Source organism: Streptomyces sp. NPDC050448 (assembly GCF_040655295.1).
GTDB lineage: Bacteria > Actinomycetota > Actinomycetes > Streptomycetales > Streptomycetaceae > Streptomyces.
The window spans coordinates 55959-77124 of record NZ_JBFAJR010000006.1 but is presented as its reverse complement, the minus strand read 5'-3'; the positions used below and the strand labels follow the sequence as shown (position 1 = coordinate 77124).

The 21166-nt window shown below is 70.4% G+C and carries 18 protein-coding genes and 1 pseudogene; 9 read left to right on the top strand and 10 right to left on the bottom strand.

The window, feature by feature from the left end; genetic code table 11:
• Positions 1–20: 20 nt before the first annotated feature.
• The 5 genes from AB0I68_RS10225 to AB0I68_RS10205 all read left to right on the top strand — a co-directional run bounded on the left by AB0I68_RS10225 (position 21) and on the right by AB0I68_RS10205 (position 4505).
• Positions 21–464, top strand: a complete 444-nt coding sequence (locus AB0I68_RS10225; protein ID WP_363176783.1) for a hypothetical protein — start codon at positions 21–23, stop codon at positions 462–464.
• Between the two features lie 72 nt (positions 465–536).
• Positions 537–2135 carry a multicopper oxidase family protein gene (locus AB0I68_RS10220; RefSeq protein ID WP_363176782.1) on the top strand — a complete coding sequence of 533 codons (1599 nt, stop codon included), beginning with the start codon at positions 537–539 and terminating at the stop codon, positions 2133–2135.
• 96 nt (positions 2136–2231) lie between these two features.
• Positions 2232–2645 (top strand): hypothetical protein, encoded by a 414-nt coding sequence (locus AB0I68_RS10215; protein ID WP_363176780.1) that lies wholly within the window; start codon positions 2232–2234, stop codon positions 2643–2645.
• Positions 2646–2772: 127 nt separating this feature from the next.
• The gene (locus AB0I68_RS10210; protein WP_363176779.1) at positions 2773–3507 is read left to right on the top strand and encodes a hypothetical protein; all 735 of its coding nucleotides are present in this window, start codon (positions 2773–2775) and stop codon (positions 3505–3507) included.
• Between the two features lie 122 nt (positions 3508–3629).
• On the top strand, positions 3630–4505 hold the full coding sequence (locus AB0I68_RS10205; RefSeq protein WP_363176778.1) for a F510_1955 family glycosylhydrolase: 876 nt from the start codon (positions 3630–3632) through the stop codon (positions 4503–4505).
• Positions 4506–4827: 322 nt separating this feature from the next.
• Here the strand turns inward: AB0I68_RS10205 and AB0I68_RS10200 are convergent, their stop codons facing one another.
• The 6 genes and pseudogenes from AB0I68_RS10200 to AB0I68_RS10175 all read right to left on the bottom strand — a co-directional run.
• The gene (locus tag AB0I68_RS10200; RefSeq protein ID WP_363176777.1) at positions 4828–5148 is read right to left on the bottom strand and encodes a thioredoxin family protein; all 321 of its coding nucleotides are present in this window, start codon (positions 5146–5148) and stop codon (positions 4828–4830) included.
• Between the two features lie 64 nt (positions 5149–5212).
• A complete protein-coding gene (locus AB0I68_RS10195; RefSeq protein ID WP_363176776.1) occupies positions 5213–5671 on the bottom strand; it encodes a hypothetical protein in 459 nt (152 codons plus the stop codon).
• Entirely contained in the window at positions 5668–7698 is a 2031-nt protein-coding gene (locus AB0I68_RS10190) for an integrase (RefSeq protein ID WP_363176775.1), read from the bottom strand. The genes AB0I68_RS10195 and AB0I68_RS10190 overlap by 4 nt, the downstream gene beginning before the upstream one ends.
• Positions 7699–7772: 74 nt before the next feature.
• On the bottom strand, positions 7773–9713 hold the full coding sequence (locus tag AB0I68_RS10185; protein WP_363176774.1) for a hypothetical protein: 1941 nt from the start codon (positions 9711–9713) through the stop codon (positions 7773–7775).
• Positions 9713–11191 carry a hypothetical protein gene (locus AB0I68_RS10180; protein ID WP_363176773.1) on the bottom strand — a complete coding sequence of 493 codons (1479 nt, stop codon included), beginning with the start codon at positions 11189–11191 and terminating at the stop codon, positions 9713–9715. The genes AB0I68_RS10185 and AB0I68_RS10180 overlap by 1 nt, the downstream gene beginning before the upstream one ends.
• A gap of 483 nt (positions 11192–11674) precedes the next feature.
• Positions 11675–11914 (bottom strand): annotated as a pseudogene (locus AB0I68_RS10175) (AfsR family transcriptional regulator); the annotation flags it as partial.
• 446 nt (positions 11915–12360) lie between these two features.
• Between AB0I68_RS10175 and AB0I68_RS10170 the strand changes: the two are divergent.
• The 4 genes from AB0I68_RS10170 to AB0I68_RS10155 all read left to right on the top strand — a co-directional run bounded on the left by AB0I68_RS10170 (position 12361) and on the right by AB0I68_RS10155 (position 16500).
• Positions 12361–13023, top strand: a complete 663-nt coding sequence (locus tag AB0I68_RS10170) for an NAD(P)-binding domain-containing protein (RefSeq protein ID WP_363176772.1) — start codon at positions 12361–12363, stop codon at positions 13021–13023.
• 157 nt (positions 13024–13180) lie between these two features.
• The gene (locus AB0I68_RS10165; protein WP_363176771.1) at positions 13181–13927 is read left to right on the top strand and encodes a hypothetical protein; all 747 of its coding nucleotides are present in this window, start codon (positions 13181–13183) and stop codon (positions 13925–13927) included.
• Positions 13928–14036: 109 nt separating this feature from the next.
• A complete protein-coding gene (locus tag AB0I68_RS10160) occupies positions 14037–15785 on the top strand; it encodes a glycosyl hydrolase family 18 protein (RefSeq protein WP_363176770.1) in 1749 nt (582 codons plus the stop codon).
• Between the two features lie 76 nt (positions 15786–15861).
• Entirely contained in the window at positions 15862–16500 is a 639-nt protein-coding gene (locus tag AB0I68_RS10155) for a HutD family protein (protein WP_363176769.1), read from the top strand.
• On the opposite strand, the gene AB0I68_RS10150 is transcribed toward AB0I68_RS10155, so the two are convergent.
• The 4 genes from AB0I68_RS10150 to AB0I68_RS10135 are packed head-to-tail and all read right to left on the bottom strand — an operon-like array spanning position 16472 to position 20984.
• On the bottom strand, positions 16472–17890 hold the full coding sequence (locus AB0I68_RS10150; RefSeq protein WP_363176768.1) for a GH1 family beta-glucosidase: 1419 nt from the start codon (positions 17888–17890) through the stop codon (positions 16472–16474). The two genes, AB0I68_RS10155 and AB0I68_RS10150, sit on opposite strands and share 29 nt — an antisense overlap.
• 43 nt (positions 17891–17933) lie before the next feature.
• Positions 17934–18767 (bottom strand): carbohydrate ABC transporter permease, encoded by an 834-nt coding sequence (locus AB0I68_RS10145; protein ID WP_363176767.1) that lies wholly within the window; start codon positions 18765–18767, stop codon positions 17934–17936.
• Positions 18764–19687: a sugar ABC transporter permease gene (locus AB0I68_RS10140; RefSeq protein ID WP_363176766.1), complete on the bottom strand. Its 924-nt coding sequence runs from the start codon at positions 19685–19687 to the stop codon at positions 18764–18766. The genes AB0I68_RS10145 and AB0I68_RS10140 overlap by 4 nt, the downstream gene beginning before the upstream one ends.
• Positions 19674–20984 carry an extracellular solute-binding protein gene (locus tag AB0I68_RS10135; protein WP_363176765.1) on the bottom strand — a complete coding sequence of 437 codons (1311 nt, stop codon included), beginning with the start codon at positions 20982–20984 and terminating at the stop codon, positions 19674–19676. Before AB0I68_RS10135 ends, AB0I68_RS10140 begins: the two co-directional genes overlap by 14 nt.
• Positions 20985–21166 lie beyond the last annotated feature (182 nt).

Below are 21166 nucleotides of genomic sequence, written 5' to 3'. Positions count from 1 at the left end.
TAGAAGCCCGGGTGGAGGCGATGGCGACACAGAAGGCCCTCGAGGGCGCCATGCGCTGGACGCGCGGCACCGTCATCGCCCTGTGCGCCGCCCTGGCGGTACTCGTCCACCATGAGACCGCCGCGATCGCAGTCACCTCCGTGGCGGCCACGCACCCCGGGCACACCATGCCGGACATGGGCTCCTCGTCCGCCGGCACGATGCCGATGAGCTCCGCCGCCGAGCACACGAACATGCTCGGCGCGAGTCTGTCCGCGCACAGCGCTCGGCACGGTACCTGCGCCGACCCGGGCATGCAGCACTGCGCCACCGCGAGCGCCGAGACGGTCAAGCTCCCCGCACCGCCGCAGGAGCCCGCCGCGGTGCCGGCGAACCCGCACCAGACCAACGCCCGGCCGGTGTCCGCCACGGCGATCGGCCGCGCCCCGCCCGACCTGTCGGTTCTCTCCCAGCTGCGTATTTAGGCCGCGCCCACGGCACCCGTGTGCCGTTAAGCCAGCGACCCCGTATGCAGCTCGAACAAGAGGACTCACATCGTGAACAGCATCAACCGCCGCTCCGTCCTGCTCGCCGGACTCGGCGTCGTCGGCGCGGGCGCGCTCGCCGCCTGCAGCAACTCCGCCGGCACCCCCGGCCTGGTCAGCCCGTCCGGCTCCCAGGTCGCCCGCGTGGAGAAGAAGCGCGTCGGCACGGGCAGGGAGCAGAAGATCATCCTGACCGCGGCGCCCGCCGTGCTTGACTTGGGCGGCGGCGTCAGGGCCAGGACCTGGGCCTTCGACGGCCGGACCCCGGGCAAGGAAGTCCGGCTGCCGGCCGGGGACACCCTGGCCGCCGAGCTGGCCAACCAGCTGCCCGGCAGGACCACCACCTCGATCCACTGGCACGGCACCAGGCTGCGCAACGACATGGACGGCGTGCCGACCGCTACTCAGACCCCCGTACGGGCCGGTGCCAACTTCACGTACCGGTTCATCGCCGACACCCCCGGCACGTACTTCTTCCACCCGCACGTCGGCGTCCAGCTCGACCGCGGCCTGTACGCCCCGCTGATCGTCGAGGACCCGCGCGAGCCTTTGGCGTACGACGACGAGTGGGTGGTCGTCCTCGACGACTGGGTCGACGGCGTCATCGGCACCCCCGAGGAGGTCTTCGCCGAGCTCAGGCAGGGCATGGGCGGCATGGACATGGGCGACGGCTCCGGCTCGGGCATGGAGGGCCACGACATGCACAACATGGGGAACACGGAGGGCGACGCGGCGTCCCCGTCCCCATCCTCCTCGTCGGGTGGCATGGCGGGCAGGTTCATGCTCATGGGTGCCGAGAGCGACCTGCTCGGCGGCGACGCCGGCGACGTGAAGTACCCGTACCACCTCATCAACGGCCGGATCCCGGCCGACCCCGACGTCTACACCGGCAAGCCCGGCCGCAAGGTGCGGCTGCGGATCATCAACGCCGGCTCCGACACCGCCTACCGGGTCGCGCTCGGCGGCCACCAGCTGACCATCACCCACACCGACGGCTACCCGGTCCAGCACCAGCAGGTGGACGCCCTGCTCATCGGCATGGGCGAACGCTACGACGTCCTGGTCACCCTTGGCGATGGCGTCTTCCCCCTGGTCGCCGCGGCCGAAGGCAAGAACGCGAACGGCCTGGCCCTGATCCGTACCGGCTCGGGCAGCGCACCGTCGGCGACGGTACGGCCGAAGGAACTCGACGGGATGATCATGACCGCGTCCCAGCTCCGCGCAGCCGACGACGTACGCCTGAAGTCCGCCCAGGCCGACGTCACGCACCAGATCAAGCTCACCGGCGGCATGATGCACTACAACTGGGCCATCAACGGCAAGCCGTTCGACATGACCGCCCCGGACGCCAACCCGATCCTCATCGAGGAGGGCCAGCGGGTGCGGCTGGACTTCGTCAACGACACCACCATGTGGCACCCGATGCACCTGCACGGCCACACCTACCAGCTCGGCGACTCGGGCCCGCGCAAGGACACCGCGATCGTCCTGCCCAAGAAGACGCTGTCCGTCTTCTTCGACGCCGACAACCCCGGCCAGTGGATGCTGCACTGCCACAACGCCTACCACGGCGAGGCCGGGATGATGACGAACGTCGCCTACCGGTCATGACCTCGCAGCCGGACGGCACACGTCGCTCGCGTGCCGTCCGGCCACCATGAGGGGGCGGGACGCCGGGGGCCGGCGATGGGCGGCTAGGATCACGGCATGGTTACGGCCTGGTCGTCGTCCGGCATATCGCGGGCCCGCTTCTCGGCGGGTCCGCTGCGTGTGCTGTGGCTGGCGGCCCTGCTGTTCGGCTTCCTGTTCACGCACGACGCGAGCGCGCACAGCGCCTCAGCTCAGCCGGCAGCCAGCGCGGTGACAACCTCAGCGCATACGCCCGGCGAAACGGCCGGAGAGCAGCACCACGACGACAGCCGGGAGTCTTCCCACCCGGCTGCGGAGTGCGCGTCCGGACAGCCCCAGCAGGCATCGGGACCTGTCGGGCCCTGGCTCACTCCGCTCGACGGGCAGTTGCCCTGCTACCGGGTCGTGGCGGGGAAGTCGGGACCGCCCGCGAACGCCTCGGCCCTGCCCCCGTTGCAAAGTGCAACGGGCTCCGTGATCCAGCAGGTCTAGATTCCGGCGTTCCCGGATTCACCTGCCCCCGCCGCCCGCACCACTTTCTGGGCGCTGCAATGCGCCCCGCGACGCCTGGCGTCGCCTGCGGCCGGCCACTTCCCGGAGCCGTAAAGGAACAAAGCTCTTGTCCTCGTCGCAACTCTTCGACCGACCCGTCCTCATCGAGGAGCGGCCCGCCCCCGAGCGCGGGCGGGCCGCCCTGCGCAAAGCCCGGGCCCGCCGCGCCCGCACAAGCTCCCTGCCCGCGCGTTACCTCGGATACGTCGGCTACTTCGTCGGCGCAGGTCTGATCAGCGGAGCCGTCGTCCACCATCCGCTCGATCCGGCCCGCTACACGCGGATCGCCCTCTACGGCGTCCTGGTCTTCCTGGCCGCCACCATCCTCAACGAGCTCGTCCTCGCCCAGCACCGGCCCCGCCTGCCCCGCATGCTCGTGGTCATCGGCGCCTCCCTGCTGCTCTCGTTCGGCATCGGTATGCTCAGTGGCGGCCTGCAGCACTTCGACGACTTCCCGGAGCGCGGTGCCGTCCTGGTACCCCTGGGAATCACTGTGTCGTTCGTCGCGTACGTCATCAAGGACGAGGACACCCCCTGGCAGCGCATCTTCAGCCTGCTGGGGCTGGCGGTACTCCTGGCCGCGGCCGTCAGCTTCGTCGGCCTGCGGCAGGTGGCGGCCTCCATGGACGAGCCGCCGGAGGGCGGCGGGCACAGCCACGGAAACGCCGAAGAGCCCGCCCGGGACACGCACAGCCCGGCACAAGCCCCTCACGCGACGGGCGGACCGGCTCCGAGCACGTCCCCGGCGGCAGGCAGCGGCACCTCCGCAGAGCCCAGCCACAACGACGGCCACAGCCACTGACCGGACCGGCGCGACGTCCCACGCATGCCGCCGATTCTCACCGCTGCTTCGGGCCTCCTACGCGAAGGCCCGGGACACGTCGTTCGAGACCACCCTCGGCAGAACGCAGTAGAAGAAGGAACATGAACAACTCACGGAAGTGGCCTCTCACAGCTACCGCGGTACTGGCGCTCACGCTCGTGATGACCGCCTGCTCCAGCGACCCCGGCGTCGGCACCGCCGCCACGGAGCCGTCCGTCCCGGCGCTCAGCCACGTTCACGGCCTCGGCATCGACCCAGCCGACAACCAGCTCTACGTCGCCACCCACGAAGGGCTCTACACCCCCGGCGTGGACGGTGCCCCCCAGCTCGTCGGAGGCAGCAGGGACGACTTCATGGGCTTCACGGTGGCGGAAGGGAGGACCTTCCTGGCCAGTGGCCACCCCGCCCCCGGCACCGGTGGCCCCGGCCATCGGGGCCTGATCGAGAGCACCGATTCCGGCAAGACGTGGAAGACCCGTTCCCTGGCCGGTGAGGCCGACTTCCACGCCCTCGAGTACGCCCACGGCACCATCTACGGCTACGACAGCACCAACGGCCTGGTCCGCGTCAGCAAGGATGGCGTCAGCTGGGAGGACCGCGGCCAGCTGAAGGCCCTGGACATCGCCGTCAGCCCTGACGACCCGGACACCGTACTGGCCACCACCGCCGACGGGGTCGCGAAGAGCACCGACGGCGGCAAGACCTTCGCCGCCGGCAAGCAGCCGGTGATGGCCTTCGTCTCATGGGCGAAGCCCGACGCACTGTACGGAATCGACACCTCCGGTGGCCTCAAGCGGAGCACCGACGGCGGGACCACCTGGCAGCAGATAGCGGTCGTCTCCGGCGGCCAGCCGCAAGCCCTGACCGCCGTCGACGCCGGACACGTCCTGGCCGCGACCCAGGAGGGCATCTACGAGTCCCAGGACAGCGGCAAGACCTTCACGAAACGCATGGCCGTATCCGGCAGCGGCCACTGATCCACACCACCACTGCGGGATTCACCGGCGTCCTGGGCGGGCCGCGAGCATCCGGTCCGGCATCACGAGGCGGTCATCGTCCAAGCCCTGCCGGTCTTGGCGTCTTGGCCGGGGGCACGTTCAGGACGCTGTTGCCCCCGGCGGGACGGCCGGCGCCCAGGAGGAGGCCCGTGGGTGCGGCCGGTCCATCGACCGGGCGTGGCCTTCGCCCGCCACCAACAGGCTCTGCACGGCCGACACCCGCAGTACGGCAGGAAACAGCGTCACGTCGGCCGGGTGCACTTCAGCAGCCGACCGAGGACGCCTTTCCGTACCAGCCCGGCTAACCCGCCGCCTCGAGCGCCTGCCGCAGCGCTTCCTCACTGGGCGCCCCACCAGCCCTGCCGTCCACACCTCGATAGAGCCGGCACGACACACTCGGCTCCGCCCCGTCCCAGGCGAACGGGTCGACACCATCAATCAGCACCGTCGGCGAGCCGGTCATGCGCCACCGCACGGCCTCTGCCTCGTCCCGCACCTCGACCAGATCCACATCGGCCGCCCGCCCGGCCAGCACTGCCGTGATCCGCTTGAGCACGACCGGGGAGTTCGGGCAGGCCGGAACCGCCAGCACCGTGATCCGCATCTCGTCCTCCCGGTTCATCAGGTATGCCTTCGACGTTAGCCCCTCGCAGCACGGCGAGAAGCCCCTGTACCCGGCAGCGACGTCACGCGAGGGGATGGCTGTCGGGTCTGGTGCGGCGTCCGTCGAGCGCGACGATGTTGGTGCCCTGCTGTCGGCCGATCTCATCGCGCAGGGCACAGTTGTCGTGGTGCAAGGCGGCGATAGCGGTGGCTGCGGCCTTGAGCTGTTTCTCCAGGAGCGCGCATGTTCGGGTCTTGTCGGCCAGTTTCTTGCGCAGCTTGCTGATCTCCTCGTCTCTGCGGGCCTCTCCGGCGGTGGTCTTGCCCTGCTCGGCGATGCGGGCATCCCATTCGGTGAGGATCGGCTGAGCGCGGTTCATGGTGGCCCGGCTGACCTGGGCTTCTCTCCAGAGGTTCTCCTTGGTGAGCCGCCCGTCGGTGCGCTGTGGCCTTCCGGCGAACAGCCGCTGCATGGCGGCCCTCAGTGCCTTCGCGGTGTCGGGCGCGACACCGTCGCAGGTCATACGGCTGTGAGCGGTCATGCGGAGGTACCCCGGATCTTGTCGAGAACCGCTTCGGCGCGTTCGGCTTCCCTGGCGATCAGGGCTTGGCGGCAGGCGGGCAGGCCCGGGGTCTTGAGGAGCTTGAGCTGGGTGCGGTGGTGTGCGTCGTAGAACGGGGCGTGCTCGGTGCCGATCATGCTGTTGGGGCAGCGGTCCGGTCGGCAGCGGTCTTCCAGCGGGCCGATGTGCCCTTCGGGGACGATCGCGTTCTCCAGGCACACGGCGCCGGCCGGGCTGCGTTCGTCGAACAGGCAGTTGTTGAGTGCTCCGAAGCGGATGGTGATCCGGGCTTTGCGCAGGAGGTCGTCTTGGACGCGGGCGTCTCCGTGGCGGGCCTTGACGGTGGCTGCGATCTGTTCGAAGACGCCCTTGAGGCGTTCGGCTCCGGGGCCGAAGCCGATCTCCTGTCCCTGGGAGTGGGCCCCGTACAGGTCCTTGAGCCGGCGGAACCGGGCGGCGTGGACCGCGTCTTGAAGGTGCTTGGCCCATGCGGAGTCGGGGGCTGCATAGCCGCGGGTGGCGCGGTTGGCCAGGGCGCGGGTGGCGATGTGCTTGAGCTGCATGCCCAGCGCGATCTCGGAGCCGGCGAACTGGTCGGTGAGCATGGCCATCGTTCTGCGGAACATGTGGGGCCGGGCCTTGCCGTCGGGGATCGCAGCCAGCCCGGACCAGGTGAAGCCGGCGTTGACGAACGCGATGAACGAGTCGACCATGGCACCGCCGTCGAGTTCTTCGTTGACAGCCTTGGATGTCAACGGGGCGAAGACCCGCACGGGGTGGGGGGATACGGCCTCGGCGACCGCGATGGCCTCGGCGACCGGCTCGCTGATCCACCAGTGCTTGCGCGGTCGCCCGGGACGCCCCTTGACGAGGGTGGAGGCGACGGCGGGTGCGTTGTAGTGCTCGACGACGCTGCCCCGGACGATCTCTTGCAGTTCAGAGCTTCGCATCATCGACAAGGCGGCCACCAGCACGAAGGCGGCATCACGCAGGATCGTTGGCAGACGGGACAGCTCGTAGAGGTCGAAACCGGGGTGCCAGGGGCCGCGGCTGCCGTCCGGGCGGGTCACCTGGGTCAGTTCCACGGGCAGGCCGTAGGCGTACCGGCCGTCGGCCACCGCCTGCTGGATCTTCTCTCTCCGCCGTCGGCCCGCCGCGCAGTACGTCCCGAAGATCGAGCTGCTCTGCTTCTCCTTCATTCCCAGCAGCAGTGTCAGCATCACCCAGTAGACCTCGGGCGGTTGTCCCTCGGCCGCGTGCGGGTCGTGGTGGCAGGGCACCTTGTTCGCGGGGTCGGCGAGCCAGGCGTCCATTTCCCCGTCCTTGTCGCGGACATCGGCCGAGAGCCTTGCGGCACGGCGCAGCTCCTTGAGCATGTCCAGTGCGCGGAAGATGTCCGGGGCGAAGACGTGGATGTACGTCCATGCGGCACGGACCAGCGGAAACCACATGTCGGGGGGGATCGCCTTCGTGGACAGGGTGCCATCGCGCACGTCCTTGGCCACCTGTCCCGGAGGTTTGCCCGGCCACGGGTTGACGGCCGGCCAGCCGCAGCTGAGCGCCGGGGAGAGCGTCGCCATCCGCTGGACGAAGCTCACATGCCTTGTCAACGTCCTCGGTTTCACTTCCCTCTTCAGTGCCTTGACGCGCCGGCGCAGATCGGCCTCACTCCAGCCGGAGGGGTCCTCGGGAAGGCCGTCCTCGCGGGCCCAGGTGATCACGCCTCGCAGGCAGCTGATCTCCAGGTTGATGCTGCCGATGTCCCATGGGTCGAAGCCGAGGTGAAGCCCTGCCGCCTGGAGTGCCTCGTGGCCGGGGTTCGCCAGAATTATGATCATTTCGCGGGCGAGAAGATTCCAGGGCTCATCGGCCAGTACGCCGACCAGCCGGATCTTCCACCACGAGCGGTTGCGGTTGGCGGGCCGGCGCACGACACCGTTGAAGTCCATGAACTCCGTGTCGCCGAACAGCGGCATGCGGACCTGCGATCGGCGTGCCGCAGGCATCAGAGGGCGACTCTGGACAACGGGTTCGTCCGGGCGGAACAGGGACCGGGCGCTCTCCCCGGAACTCGGGATGATCATGCGTCGAACTCCACATGTGCGGCCAGCGGGAGGTCGAGTGAGACCTCACCAGCGGTGATGTGCTTCCGGGCGAGGTCCTTCTCTTCCTCGGTGCGCTCGTCCAGGGCGGCTCGCAGGTTGATGTAGGACTGGCCCCACAGCCGGGTGAACGTCTTCGGGTCAAGCCGCTGGCGCACCGTCTCCAGGTGCTCGGCGAACAGCATCAGCTGCGGCAGCTGGCTGGGCAGCAGCCACGCGTTGCGGCACTCCAGGCAGCGTAGCGGCGCCACAGCGCACAGCTCGCCGGGCGGGCTGAAGGGTGAATCCCACGGGTTCTTGCAGTGTGAGACGCCCATGTCGAGTTCGCCCTGGACAATGGCGTCCGCCTGCTCCTTGTCCAGCCCAAGTGCCTGCAGCCGTTTGCTGTCTTCGGTGATCTCGGCCGCGTCGGACGAGATCAGGGTCGGCCCCTCCACCGCCTGCTGGAACCAGTGGTCCTGGGCTGTGGTGATCACCTTGCCGGACAGGATCCGCAGCGTGGTGCCCTGGGCGTAGTGCCCGGCGAAGGTCTCCTCGAGGTGGTCGTCGGCGGCGACGCTGATCCGGCCGCCGGAGACGATGGCCTTCTCGACCTTGGTGGACTTCCGCAGCCGCCCGATATGGGCCTCCCCGTCGACCGTGACGCCGACCGCGTGAAGCCAGTCGGTGAAACGTTGGCCCTGCATATTGGAGTTCCAGCGGCCGAAGCGCAGGTCGTAATACACAAGTGAAGGACGGACGAACAGGGTGTCGCTCACCTCCGGGCACCGCTCCCGGACCTTCTCCGTGACCGCCAGCAGCCGGCGCACGATCGCGCTCACCTCTCGGCGCGGCCCATCAAGCAACTCGCTCGCCGTCACCTCACCTTGATCGGTGTTCAGGGGCTCTGAGGCGTCCCGGAAGGCGCGATGGCGTACCCGCGAAGCGCGGTCCTTGACCAGTGTCAGGCGTACACCCTTGGGGAGGAACTCGATGTCCTGCGCGCCGAAGCCTGTGACCTCCTCCGAGGCGTGCCCGGTGGCGTCCATCAGCAGGACCCGGAAGGCGTGAAGATCGAGATTCGTGGGATACAGGCGCGCGAGCAGCCGCAGAATCACATCCCGTCTGGCCCGACGCTTCGCTACCGTTCCGTCCGCTCTGAGCACCATCTCGCGCAACGCGTCGGGCCACTGCGCGGTGAGCGTGGGGAGCGTATCTCCGATCTGCCGTGGCGCGATCACTCCTCGCGACAGTCCCCACAGCAGATCCGGCACATGGAGCCAGTCCCCTTCATCCGGATGCCGGCCCTGCGCCGCCAGAGACCAGCCATCGGCGAGCCGCTTCTCCAGGGCGTGCACCTCCTGCCACGCGGCCCTGACCAACGCCCGCTTGTCGGCCCGGCTGAACTCGTCCCGCTCCGAGGTATCACCCCACGGCGTCAAGCAACGGCCGCGGGCGAACCTGGCGAGGGATTGATCCAGCCTCCGCTCGGGATGGTCCTCCCGCCGCACGATGAGGACCCTCAGGCACGACGCCGTTACCCCCGCCTGACGCGACCCTTCCTGGTAAGAGGCCGGCAGGGTGCGCTCCCACCGAGCCAGCAAAGGCAGCAGATCCGCCGACTCCAGCGACAGGGATGCCGCCTCCTCGCACGCACCGTCCATCGCGGAGCACACCAGGTCGACCGCGCGCACGTAGTCACGGGACGCCGAGGCCGACAGACCGGTGACCGCGACGTAATCGACCCATTCATCGGCGAGCTGAGCAGCCAGCCGTGAACATCGGTAATCCGCCGGATCGACATAGTGCAGGCGCTCGCGACCCTGGTCATTGACCGCCACCACGCGAACGCCCAGGCGGTCGTCCCCGCCCGGAGCCCCCAGCGCCTGACGCAGAAACGCTGTCCACTCAGCCGACCTCTGCCACTTCACGCGCGCCATCAGCCCACCCCCACCGGCGACTTCTCCACACGGAAGGCCCTGGCGGCGATCTGCGCGTACGTGGCCTCCTCACCCGGGTCATCGACCCACCCGGCGAACGCCGCCTCATACTCCTGCACCAGATCGTCGGTGTACTCCAGATACGCGTACGTGGTTTCCGGACTGGAATGACCAAGCCGCCGACTCACGATCAACAACGGGTTGTAGCGGATATGCCCACTCAAATACGAGCGGTGACGCCGACGCCGCGCAACCATGTCAGGCTCGACTCCGTCCATCTGCTGCTCCAGATAGGTGAGCAGCTGCAGCGCGTACGTGTGACGCAGATCGTGCCAGCGCCACCTCTTCGCGGGCAGCCGCGGCGTCGTCTCATCAGCCAGGGCCACCATCCGGCGCCAGGCCGCGTGCCGGTACCGCTTCCAGGAGTCCGCTCCCGGCATCAGCCCGCCCCGACACAGGAACACCGCCATCGCCTCCAGCCCGAACTCGCCCTCCCAGACCGTGATCCGGCGAAGGCGCGGCGGCATCGCCTGCATCGAGAACACCTGCGCCATACCGTCGAGCATGCCGTGGATCCGACCCGTCTCCGCATCCACGCGGGAGACGACGAACAGCTCCCGATGCTGGCGCTCCAGCCGCCTGGCAGCCGCCGCAGTGAACTCCTTCCGCTCCAGCAAGCAGTAGGTCTCGACCGTCCGCACGGCCTGCTCGGGAACGAAGATTCCACGCTCCTTCCCGTACTTCGCGCACGCCTGGACCGTGAACTCCGCCTCCTCTGCGCACCGGTCCACGCCCAGGCCCAGCTCGGGCAGAAGAACCGTGGCCCACTCCTGCCACCGCATGCCGCTGCACAAGGCCAGATCCGCGCCCGCCCGGTCGCGGTGCGGGGAGCTGCCCCGATAGGACCGGCTGAGCGACGAGTCCGGGCACTGCCCGCCAAGACCGACATCCCTGAAGTAGCGGTACTGCCCCAGACTCAGATGCCGGATGTCCATTCCCCGCCGCGTCCGCGGACTCAGCGCATTACGCCCTCGCGCCGCCACCCGCATCGGCCGGCGCCGCAGGTACCGCTGCTCGACCGCGAAGGTGAAGAACTGGTCCAGCACCGACGACTCCTTCGACCACACCGAGGTGCCGACCGGCTTCTCCTGCAACTGAGTGCGCTGCTTCTTGTAGGCCACGAGATCGGACTCCGTGGCCGACAGCGCGTCGCTCACACGCGTGGCCTGGTGAGCGCTGAACCGGGCCATGATCCGCCCGTAGTCCTTCAAGGTGCTGTCGGCCAGATCGGCGTACGACATGTTCCTGCCCCACGAACACAGCGGCTCCACCGGCATCATCGTCTCGACGTCCAGATAGATCGGTGTGCCGTTCGAGATCCCTCGAAGCTCCAGCAGCCGAGCCGCCTGGTCACCCGTCAAGACCGGGCTGTCCAAATACCGGCGCACCACCGCCGTGTCAACCGCGTACAGCTGCATGCCTGTTGCCTCCCGAGACATCTGAGAGACGAGAGATAGCAGTCAGCAGAGGGCGACGCGGACACCCTTCACCGGTCCGAGGGACGAGTGATGAGACAGAACTGAAGTGCCCCAAGAAGTTACGCGTTGCCGAGTGCTCGGTGCCGCGTACGTGCCAGTGCGGTCGGCCGCACTGAACCCACCGACGCCGCCACCCCGGCGGACGGTTCTCGGAACGTGCGAAATGGCCTGAATGCGACGGAGATGGCGTACAGCCGCCTATCGGGGCGAACCCAGGCGGGCCAGGGGCGCCGCCCTCGGCTGTGCGGCCATGGCCGCGCGGTCGGTCTCGCGCCCGGCGAACCCGGGCGCGGGCGCCAGGCCCTGGCGGCCCGGGCGGGTCGTGGGCACCCCGCGCCAGCCGCTGTCCGACACGGGACCGGCCGGCGCCGGCGCGGTCGGGGTGCGGAAGAGCGCGCGGTCGAAGGTCTCGCTGTCGTGGTGCATCCGGTATCCGCTGGGCACGGCCTCGGTGGCGGTCGTGGATATGCCGTACTTCGTGAATGGCCTGCGCAGCCGCAGGACGCACGTCTGCAACGCGGCGCGTGCGGTGGCGGGCGGTTCCTCGTCCCGCACCGCACGCAGCAGAGGAGCGGCAAGCAGGCCGGTGGGTTTGGACGGTCTGAGAACTACGGTTTCCGGGCCGTGCCCAATACTCGGCGGCCCCGAATGCCGGAACCGCATGATGGTCCCTCGTGTCGGGTCACGTATTTCGCGAACGAGCAGGACGGAGGCGGTGGTCGGCCGCGCCTGCTCGCCGACCTGGTGGGCGGCGAATGAAGGAAACCCTACATAAAGGATCTTGTGAAAGTCGAGTCGTGGCCGGCTTGTTTCCGGCCCCCTCCAGCATTTCTCTTTCCCGTCGTCACTCTGGAGTTCCGTGAAGTCGCATCCGGTTCACTGGAATGTTCACGCGTAAACGAATTCCGTGCCCGGATGTCAACGTGCGGCATCCGAAGGTGATTTCAGGGCGCGGGCATGGCTGAAATCCATGGCCGGTTCCGTACGGCTGGGAACCGGCCACTCGTACCGGGATCCGAGGGCGGGGGCCCGTACGCGGAATGCGCGGCGAATCCCCGTGGTTCGGACTCCTCGCAGAACCCGACCACCCTGCACGCACTGGAGAGCTCATGAAGATCGGCATCATCGGCGCAGGCAACATCGGCGGCAACCTCACCCGCCGCCTGACCGCCCTCGGACACGAGGTGTCCTTGGCGAACTCCCGCGGCCCCGAGACCCTGGCCGACCTCGCCAAGGAGACCGGAGCCACGCCGGTCACGGTCGCGGAGGCGGCCCGGGACGCGGAAGTCGTCGTGGTCACCATCCCCCTGAAGAACGTGCCGAACCTGCCCGCCGGACTCTTCGACCAGGCGGCGAAGGACGTCGTCGTCATCGAGACCGGGAACTACTACCCGAAGCGGCGCGACGGACGCATTGCCGAGATCGAGGACGAGGGCCTGACCGAGAGCCGCTGGAGCGAACGCCACCTCGGGCACCCGGTGGTCAAGGCCTTCAACGGGACGTACGCCCAGGACATCCTGGACCGGCACCGCCCGGCCGGGGACCCGGACCGGATGGCCCTCCCGGTCGCCGGCGACGACGAGGCGGCGAAGCAGGCCGTCCGGGCGCTCATCGACGAACTGGGCTTCGACTCCGTCGACGCGGGCGGCCTCGACGATTCCTGGCGCCAGCAGCCCGGCACGCCCGTGTACGGGCTGCGGGCGGGGGCCGACGCCGTCGTGAAGGCCCTCGCCGAGGCCTCGCCGGTCCGTCAGGAGGAGTTCAAGGGCTGACCGTCCACGGCGGGCGCGGGAGTACGGGGGCTCCGGCGCCGGCCGAGGCCCCGGCCCCGGCCGGCAACCGTGACCGAAGCGTCATGCGCCGCATCTGCGCACCGGTGAGCCGCCCTTGCTACGGTCCTGCCCTCACGGGAGCCGTAGGAGGGCCACCATGCACGTCAGCCCCCGTCTGCTGATCGCCTCGGCGGTACTGGCGGCACTGTCGGCCGTCCTGACGGCATGCACCGGCCACCCGGACATCCCGGCCGCTCCCGTCCGGTCGTCGGGCGCCCCGCCCTCGGGCTCCCCGTCGCCGACCGCGACCGGGGCGGGGACCCCGGCCGTGTCCTCACCGGCGCCCACGCCCGCCTCCACGCCCGCCTCCACGCCCACGTCCTCGGCGGCACCCGCGAAGACACCGGCCGCGGCGGCGGTCCCCGCCCCCGCGACCCGGCTGTCCCTGACCGCGGCCGCCGCGGGCGGCGGGCTGAACCTGGTCCGCGGCGGCCCGGCGCAGGAGTTCACGGTCACCGTCCGGGGCGGCAACTCCCAGGCCTACCGGCACCTGCTGGTCGCCTTCCAGATGGAGCCCCTGACCGGCGAGCCCGGCGATCTGCCCGGACCCGCCGCCCCGTTCGTCCTGGAACGGCGGGACCCGGCCACCGGAGCCTGGCGCGCCGTGGACCTGCGCCTGGCCACCGACGCCCAGCCGGCCCACCTCTACGAGGGCGGCGCCGCCCTGGCCCGCGACGCCGTCCGCACCGAGCGCTACCGGCTCCGCGCCACCGTCACGGGCCCCAGCGGCAGCAGCCCCCTCATGATCTACGCGATCGACACGGACGCCGCCGAGGGCACCCCGCCCGGCTTCGGGCGCCCCGGATACTTCTCGCTGCCCCACACCACCCGGCGCCCGCTGTAACTCCCCTTCCCGCCGCGGCAACCGAAAAGGTCTGGACCCTTGACCCGTGCTTGGTCCAGACCAATCATAGGGCGTCCGCCCGTTCGCTCACGCCCCACCGGGAGCACCGATGAGACGTCCCAGGCCCCTGCATGCCTTATCCGCGGCCCTGACCACGGTCCTCGCGTCCGCCGGCCTCGTCCTCGGGACCGGCGGCGCCGCCCACGCCGCGACCCCGCTGCCCGCGCACGTCTTCGCCCCGTACTTCGAGGCGTACTCCTCCGGCAGCCCCGCCGACCTCGCCCAGAAATCCGGCGCGAAGTACCTGACCATGGCGTTCGTGCAGACCGAGGCCAAGGGCTCCTGCACCCCGTACTGGAACGGCGACAAGGGACAGCCCGTCTCCGCCTCCGTCTTCGGCGCCGACTTCGCCACGATCCGCTCCCGCGGCGGCGACGTGATCCCCTCCTTCGGCGGATACGCGGCCGACAACGGAGGCACCGAGATCGCCGACAGCTGCACCAGCGTGGACGCGATCGCCGCCGCGTACGAGAAGGTGATCACCACCTACGAGGTCTCCCGGCTCGACATGGACATCGAGGACAACTCGCTGACCGACAAGGCGGGTGTCGACCGGCGCAACCAGGCCATCAAGAAGGTCCAGGGCTGGGCCGCCGCGAACGGCCGCCCGCTGCAGGTCTCGTACACCCTGCCCACCACCACGGCCGGCCTCGCGAGCAGCGGACTGGCGGTCCTCAAGAGCGCCGAGACGGCGGGCGCGCAGGTCGACGTCGTGAACCTGATGACCTTCGACTACTACGACGGCGCCACCCACGACATGGCCGACGACACCCGGACCGCCGCCACCGGGCTCCACGACCAGCTCGCCGGCCTGTATCCGGCCAAGACCCCCGCGCAGCTCTGGAGCATGATCGGTGTCACCGAGATGCCGGGCATCGACGACTACGGCCCCGCCGAGACCTTCACCACCGCCGACGCCACCGCCGTCTACAACTGGGCCGCCGGCAAGGGCATCAGCACCCTGTCCTTCTGGGCGCTGCAGCGCGACAACGGCGGCTGCCCCGGTACCGGCGGCTCCGACACCTGCTCGGGCATCGTCCAGGACCCCTGGTACTTCAGCCACGCCTTCGCGCCCTTCACCGGCGGCGGAGGTCCCGTCGCCGACGACTTCTCACTCGCCGTCGCGCCCGGCTCGGCCTCCGTCACCCCCGGCGGCTCCACCTCCGCCACCGTGAACACGGCGGTCGTCTCCGGCACCGCGCACACCGTCGCGCTGACTGCCTCCGGCGCGCCCGCCGGAGTGACGGCCACCCTCGACCCGGCCTCGGTGACGGCAGGTGGCTCGGCCCGGCTCACGGTCGCCGCCTCGGCCTCGGCAGCACCGGGCACCTACCCGATCACCGTCACCGGTACGGCGGGCGGGCTCACGCACACGGCCGCCTTCACCCTCACGGTCTCCGGGCCGGGCGGCGGCAGCGGGGCGCTGGCCAACGGCGGATTCGAAAGCGGCGCGCTCGCCCCGTGGACGTGCGAGAGCGGCGGCGCGGTGGTGGTCGCCCCGGCCCACGGGGGCTCGTACGCGCTGAAGACCGCGCCCGCTTCCTCACAGACCGGGGAGTGCACCCAGACCCTGACCCTCGCCCCGAACACCACGTACACGCTCGGCGGCTGGGTCCAGGGCAGCTACGCCTACCTGGGCGTCCGCGGCGGCGCGGGCGCCAGTACGTGGACCAGCTCGACCGGCTGGTCGAAGCTGACGGTGCCCTTCACGACGGGCGCCTCCGGGACGGTCACCGTCTACCTCCACGGCTGGTACGGCCAGGGCCCGGTGTACGGCGACGACCTCTCGGTGGGGTAGATAGGCTCGCCCCGGCCGCCCGGGGTACGCACCGCCCCGCACGGGGCGGTGCGTACCCGACGGAAGGAACAGCGCCATGACGGGCGGCAACGAGGTCCGGATCCTGCGTGCGGGCGACCGCGCGGCCGTCGCATGGAAGAACGGCGGCGGGGTGACCCGGGAGATCGCGGCCCGGCCCGAGGGCGCCGGCATGGCCGACTTCGGGTGGCGGGTCAGCCTCGCGGAGGTGGCCGCCGACGGGCCCTTCTCGGCCTTCCCCGGCGTCGACCGCACGCTGACGCTGGCCGAGGGCGCGGGCATGGACCTCACCGTGTCCGGCGCCCGCCGCCTCGTCGACGAGCGCTACGCGCCGCAGGACTTCCCCGGCGACGTCCCCACCGGCTGCCGGCTCCTCGACGGCCCCGTCGTGAACTTCAACGTAATGTACCGCCGGGACCGCGTGCAGGCGGACACCGCGGTCGTACGGGGCGCCCTCGTGCTCACCGCCGCCCCGGGGGAGACCCTGCTGGTGGTCGCGCTCCAGGGCCCGGCGGAACTCGGAGCCGGAGCCGGAGCCGGAGCCGAAGCCGGAGCAGGAGCCGGAGCAGGAGCCGCAACAGGGCCCGTCGCCCTCGGCCCGTACGACGCGGTCCTGATCACCGGAGCCGGCACCTGGTGCCTGCGCACCCGGGGGCACGCGGCGGTGGTCAGGCTGGCAGACCGCCCCGGGCGATGACGTCGGCGTACCAGCGGGCGCTGTCCTTCAGCGTGCGCCGCTGGGTCGCGAAGTCGACGTGGACGAGGCCGAACCGCTTGCTGTAGCCGTATGCCCACTCGAAGTTGTCCAGCAGCGACCACACGAAGTACCCGCGCACATCGGCCCCGTCGGCGATCGCCCGGTGCACAGAAGCCAGGTGGCCGTGCAGGTAGTCGATCCGCTCCGGATCGTGCACATCGCCCTCCGGGTCGGTGTAGTCGACGTACGCCGCGCCGTTCTCCGTGATCAGCAGCGGTACGCCAGGCAGTTCGTCGCGCAGCCGGATCAGCAGCTCGTGCAGGCCACCCGCGTCCACGGGCCAGTCCATGGCCGTCCGCGGCCCCGGCGCGGGCAGGAAGCGAACGTGCCCCTCGGCGCCCACCCACGGCGACGGCCCGGCGGACGGGACCCGGTTCCCCGGCTCGGCGGCCGCGACCACCGTCGGGGAGTAGTAGTTGATGCCCAGCCAGTCGATCGGCGCTGCGGCGGCGGCCAGATCGCCGTCCCGTACGAAGGACCAGTCGGTCACCCCGGCGGTGTCGCGGACCAGGTCCTGCGGCAGGCGCCCGTGGAACACCGGGTCGAGGAAGAGCCTGTTGCCCACCGCGTCGATCCGGCGCACCGCGTCCAGGTCCGCGGCGGAGCGTGTCAGCGGCCGCAGCGCGTGCAGGTTCAGCGTCAGCGAGACCTCGGCCGACCGGGGGAGGACCGCGCGCAGCGCCGCCACGCCCAGGCCGTGGGCCAGGTTCAGGTGGTGCGCGGCCCGCAGCGCGGACTCCGGCTCGGTGCGGCCCGGGGCGTGCACCCCGGACGCGTAGCCGAGGAAGGCCGCGCACCAGGGCTCGTTGAGGGTGGTCCAGCTGGCCACCCGGTCGCCGAGCGCCCCGGCCACGAGCCCCGCGTACTCGGCGAAGCGCTCGGCGGTCTCCCGCCGCGGCCAGCCCCCCAGGTCTTCGAGTTCCTGTGGCAGGTCCCAGTGGTAGAGGGTGGCGACCGGCCGGATCCCGGCGGCCAGCAGCTCGTCGACGAGCCGCCGGTAGAAGTCCAGGCCCTGCTGGACGGCGGGCCCCCGACCGGTGGGCTGGACCCGCGGCCAGGCCACCGAGAAGCGGTAGTCGCTCACGCCGAGCCGTCGGAGCAGGGCCACGTCCTCGGACATGCGGTGGTAGTGGTCGGCGGCCGTGTCCCCGGTATCGCCGCCCAGGACCTTGCCGGGGGTGCGGCTGAAGGTGTCCCAGATGGAGGGCGTCCGGCCGTACAGGGCGGCCGCGCCCTCGATCTGGTACGCGGCGGTGGCCGTGCCCCAGCGGAAGCCGGCCGGGAAGGTGAGGCCCGTCTTCGTGACGGGAGACGCGTCGAGCGTGGTCATGGGGAGACTCCAGGGAGGTGAGGGGAAGGCCGGGGCGGCTGCGTCAGCCCTTGACCGCGCCCTGCATGATGCCGCCGACGATCTGCCGGCCGAGCAGTCCGAAGACCAGCAGCACGGGCAGGGTGCCGAGCAGGGTGCCCGCCATGATCACGGACTGGTCGTGGACGTAGCCGCCGCCCAGCTGGCGCAGGGCGACCTGGACGGTCGGCTCCTGCGAAGAGAGAGCGACGATCGGCCAGAAGAAGTCGTTCCAGGCCGTCATGAAGGTGAGCAGGCCCAGGACCGCCATGGCCGGGCGGGCGATCGGCACGACGACCGACCAGAAGATCCGGGCGTGCGAGGCCCCGTCCACCCGGGCCGCCTCGATCAGCTCGTCCGGCAGCGACTGCGCCAGGAACTGGCGCATGAAGAACACGCCGAAGGCCGAGACGAGCCCGGGCAGGACGACGGCCTGCAGCTGGTTCACCCAGTGCAGCTTGACGATCAGCATGAAGAGCGGGATCACCCCGAGCTGCGGCGGGATCATCATCGAGGCGACGACGGCACCGAGCAGCGCCCCGCGGCCCCGGAAGCGCAGTTTGGCGAAGGCGAACCCGGCCAGCGTGGAGCACAGCACCGTGCCGACGGTGATCGCCCCCGAGACGATGAGCGAGTTGAGCAGCGCCTTGCCGATCGCCGCCTCGTCCAGGACGGCCTGCAGATTGTCCAGGAGGCGCGGACCGGGCAGCAGCGCCGGCATCGGGCGCGCCAGCTCGGCGTTGGAGCGGCTCGCGGCGACGAGGGTCCAGTACAGCGGGAATCCCGAGACCAGCACCGCGCAGATCAGGACCGCGTACGTGAGCCTTCCGCCACGCCGGGCGGAGACGTGTGCGCTCATCGGCCGGCCTCCTTACGGGAACGGCGGCGCACGGCCAGGGCGTTGACCCCGACCAGCACCACGATCAGCAGGAACATCACCCAGGCGATGGCCGCCGCCCGGCCCAGGTGGAAGAAGCCCCAGCCCTGCTCGTACATGTACAGGCCGAGGGTCTGGTACTGGTGCGAGATGCCGCCGGACATCGAGCCCTCGAACAGCAGCGGCTCGCCGAAGAGCTGGGTGGCGCCGATCGTCGAGACGATCGAGGTGAACACGATCGTGGGGCGCAGCCCGGGCAGTGTCACATGGAAGAACTGCCGTCGGCGGGAGGCCCCGTCGACCTCGGCCGCCTCGTACAGCTCGGTCGGGATCGTCTGCATGCCCGCCAGGTAGATCAGCGCGTTGTAGCCGGTCCAGCGCCAGACGACGATGGACGAGACGGCGATCTGGGAGGCCGTCGTACCGGTCTGCCAGTCGACCGGATGGAAACCGGCCAGGTCCAGCAGGTGGTTGACGAGTCCGAAATCGCGCCCGAAGAGCTGCGCGAAGATCAGCGACGCGGCGGCGACCGAGGTCGCGTACGGCAGCAGCAGTGCCGTACGGAAGAAGGTCCGTGCACGCAGCCGGTAGTTGAGGAGGTGGGCCAGGCCCAGCGCCATCAGCAGTTGGGGCACCGTGGACAGGACGCCGATGGTGAACGTGTTGCGCAGCGCCGTCCAGAAGAACGGGTCGGTGAACAGCGCCGTGTAGTTGCCGAGGCCGCGCCACTCCAGCTCGCCGGGGGTCTGCAGTTCGGCGCGGTAGAGGGAGACGTACGCCGTGTAGAGCAGGGGGAAGATCCCGAACGCGGCGAACAGGGTGAAGAAGGGAGCGAGGAAGGCGTACGGGGACAGCGCGGCCCGCCGGCCGCGCCGTCGGGGCAGCGGCTCAGCCGAGGGCATTCTTGATGGCTCTCTTCGCGTTCGACCACGCCGTCTCGGGAGCCGTGCCCTTGCGCTCGACCTCGCTCAGCGCGTTGTCGATCTGGTCGGCGATGTCCTTGTCGTGCAGGCCGAGCACCTGGACCGGGGCCTTCTCGGCGGCGTCGCCGAAGATCTGGCCGATCGGCGCATCGGAGAAGTAGGGGTCCCTGGCGTCGGCTATCCCGGTGATGGACTTGGTGGCCGACGGGAAGTTGCCCTGCTTGCGGAAGACCTTGGTCTGCTGCTCGGGCGCGGTGAGCCACTTGATCAGCTCGTACGCCTCCTTCTTGTGCCGGGCGGCGCCCGGGACCGCCAGGTAGGAGCCGCCCCAGTTGCCCGCGCCGCCTGGCAGCTTCGCGACGTCCCACTTGCCCTTGCCCGCGTCCCCGGCCTGGCCCTTGATGTAGCCGAGCATCCAGGCGGGGCAGGGCATGGTGGCGAAGGACCCCGAGGAGAACGCCTGGTTCCACGGCGGCGACCACTGGTCCAGCTTGGCGCTGAGCCCGTCGCCGGCCGCCTTGACCGAGGCGTCCCACGCGGTCTTCACGGCGGGGCTGTTCTCGTAGACCAGGGCGCCCGAGGCGTCGTAGTAGCGCTCCTTCTGCTGGCCGACCATGACCGCGTTCAGGCTGCCCACGCTGTCGAGCCAGGCGCTGCCGGCCGGCGCCTTCTCCTTGTACTGGCGGCCGAGTTCGAGGTAGCCGTCCCACGTGGCCCACCGCGCTGCCAGCTCGGTGCGGTCCGTGGGCAGTCCTGCGGCCCGGAACAGGTCGCTGCGGTAGCACATGGCCTCGGGGCCGACGTCCGTGCCCAGGCCCAGCACCTTGCCGTCCTTGGTGGTCGCGGCCGACCACTTGGCGGGGGCGAACTCGTCCTTGAGCGCCCCGGCCCCGTACTGGTTCAGGTCCACGAACTTGCCGGCCTGCTGCTGGGTGACCGACGCGATCCGGCCGACCTCGATGCCCTGGACGTCGGCCAGGCCGCCGCCGCCCGCGAGGCGGGTCTGGAGGGACTTCCAGTAGTCCTTCTCGTCCTCGGTGTCCGTCTGCTTGATCTTGATGCCCGGGTGGAGCTGCTCGTACTCGGCGTACAGCCCGGCTTCCTGGTAGCCGAACGCGCCGAACAGGTCGACGGTGAGCGTGACGGCGCCGCCCGCCGCGTCGGAGGACGCGGCGCCCGACCCGGACCCGGATCCGCAGGCGGCCAGGAGCACTCCGGTGAGCGCGACGGCGCCGAGGCGGATCACGGCTCTCGGGGCGGTTCTGGGGATGGACATGGGGCGGCCTCCTTGGCCTGGACAGGCAGGGTGCGGGGGTGGGACTACGCCAGATTGAGAGCGCTCTCAGAACGCGACTGGAGCGTGCACCCGCAGCCCGGGCCCCGTCAAGAGTTGTACGCGCAACAGCGCGCTTTCGTCCGCAATCACCCGCCCTGCACGGCGAGTTCACGCCGCCCCGC

Bases quoted from the DNA above. Each gene is read 5' to 3' on its own strand.
- AB0I68_RS10180 (WP_363176773.1), bottom strand. From the start codon at position 11,191: ATGCAGCTGTACGCGGTTGACACGGCGGTGGTGCGCCGGTATTTGGAC.
- AB0I68_RS10155 (WP_363176769.1), top strand. From the start codon at position 15,862: ATGACGGGCGGCAACGAGGTCCGGATCCTGCGTGCGGGCGACCGCGCG.
- AB0I68_RS10170 (WP_363176772.1), top strand. From the start codon at position 12,361: ATGAAGATCGGCATCATCGGCGCAGGCAACATCGGCGGCAACCTCACC.
- AB0I68_RS10165 (WP_363176771.1), top strand. From the start codon at position 13,181: ATGCACGTCAGCCCCCGTCTGCTGATCGCCTCGGCGGTACTGGCGGCA.
- AB0I68_RS10215 (WP_363176780.1), top strand. From the start codon at position 2,232: ATGGTTACGGCCTGGTCGTCGTCCGGCATATCGCGGGCCCGCTTCTCG.
- AB0I68_RS10225 (WP_363176783.1), top strand. From the start codon at position 21: ATGGCGACACAGAAGGCCCTCGAGGGCGCCATGCGCTGGACGCGCGGC.
- AB0I68_RS10190 (WP_363176775.1), bottom strand. From the start codon at position 7,698: ATGCCTGCGGCACGCCGATCGCAGGTCCGCATGCCGCTGTTCGGCGAC.
- AB0I68_RS10200 (WP_363176777.1), bottom strand. From the start codon at position 5,148: ATGAACCGGGAGGACGAGATGCGGATCACGGTGCTGGCGGTTCCGGCC.
- AB0I68_RS10160 (WP_363176770.1), top strand. From the start codon at position 14,037: ATGAGACGTCCCAGGCCCCTGCATGCCTTATCCGCGGCCCTGACCACG.
- AB0I68_RS10185 (WP_363176774.1), bottom strand. From the start codon at position 9,713: ATGGCGCGCGTGAAGTGGCAGAGGTCGGCTGAGTGGACAGCGTTTCTG.
- AB0I68_RS10140 (WP_363176766.1), bottom strand. From the start codon at position 19,687: ATGCCCTCGGCTGAGCCGCTGCCCCGACGGCGCGGCCGGCGGGCCGCG.
- AB0I68_RS10145 (WP_363176767.1), bottom strand. From the start codon at position 18,767: ATGAGCGCACACGTCTCCGCCCGGCGTGGCGGAAGGCTCACGTACGCG.
- AB0I68_RS10135 (WP_363176765.1), bottom strand. From the start codon at position 20,984: ATGTCCATCCCCAGAACCGCCCCGAGAGCCGTGATCCGCCTCGGCGCC.
- AB0I68_RS10150 (WP_363176768.1), bottom strand. From the start codon at position 17,890: ATGACCACGCTCGACGCGTCTCCCGTCACGAAGACGGGCCTCACCTTC.
- AB0I68_RS10205 (WP_363176778.1), top strand. From the start codon at position 3,630: ATGAACAACTCACGGAAGTGGCCTCTCACAGCTACCGCGGTACTGGCG.
- AB0I68_RS10195 (WP_363176776.1), bottom strand. From the start codon at position 5,671: ATGACCGCTCACAGCCGTATGACCTGCGACGGTGTCGCGCCCGACACC.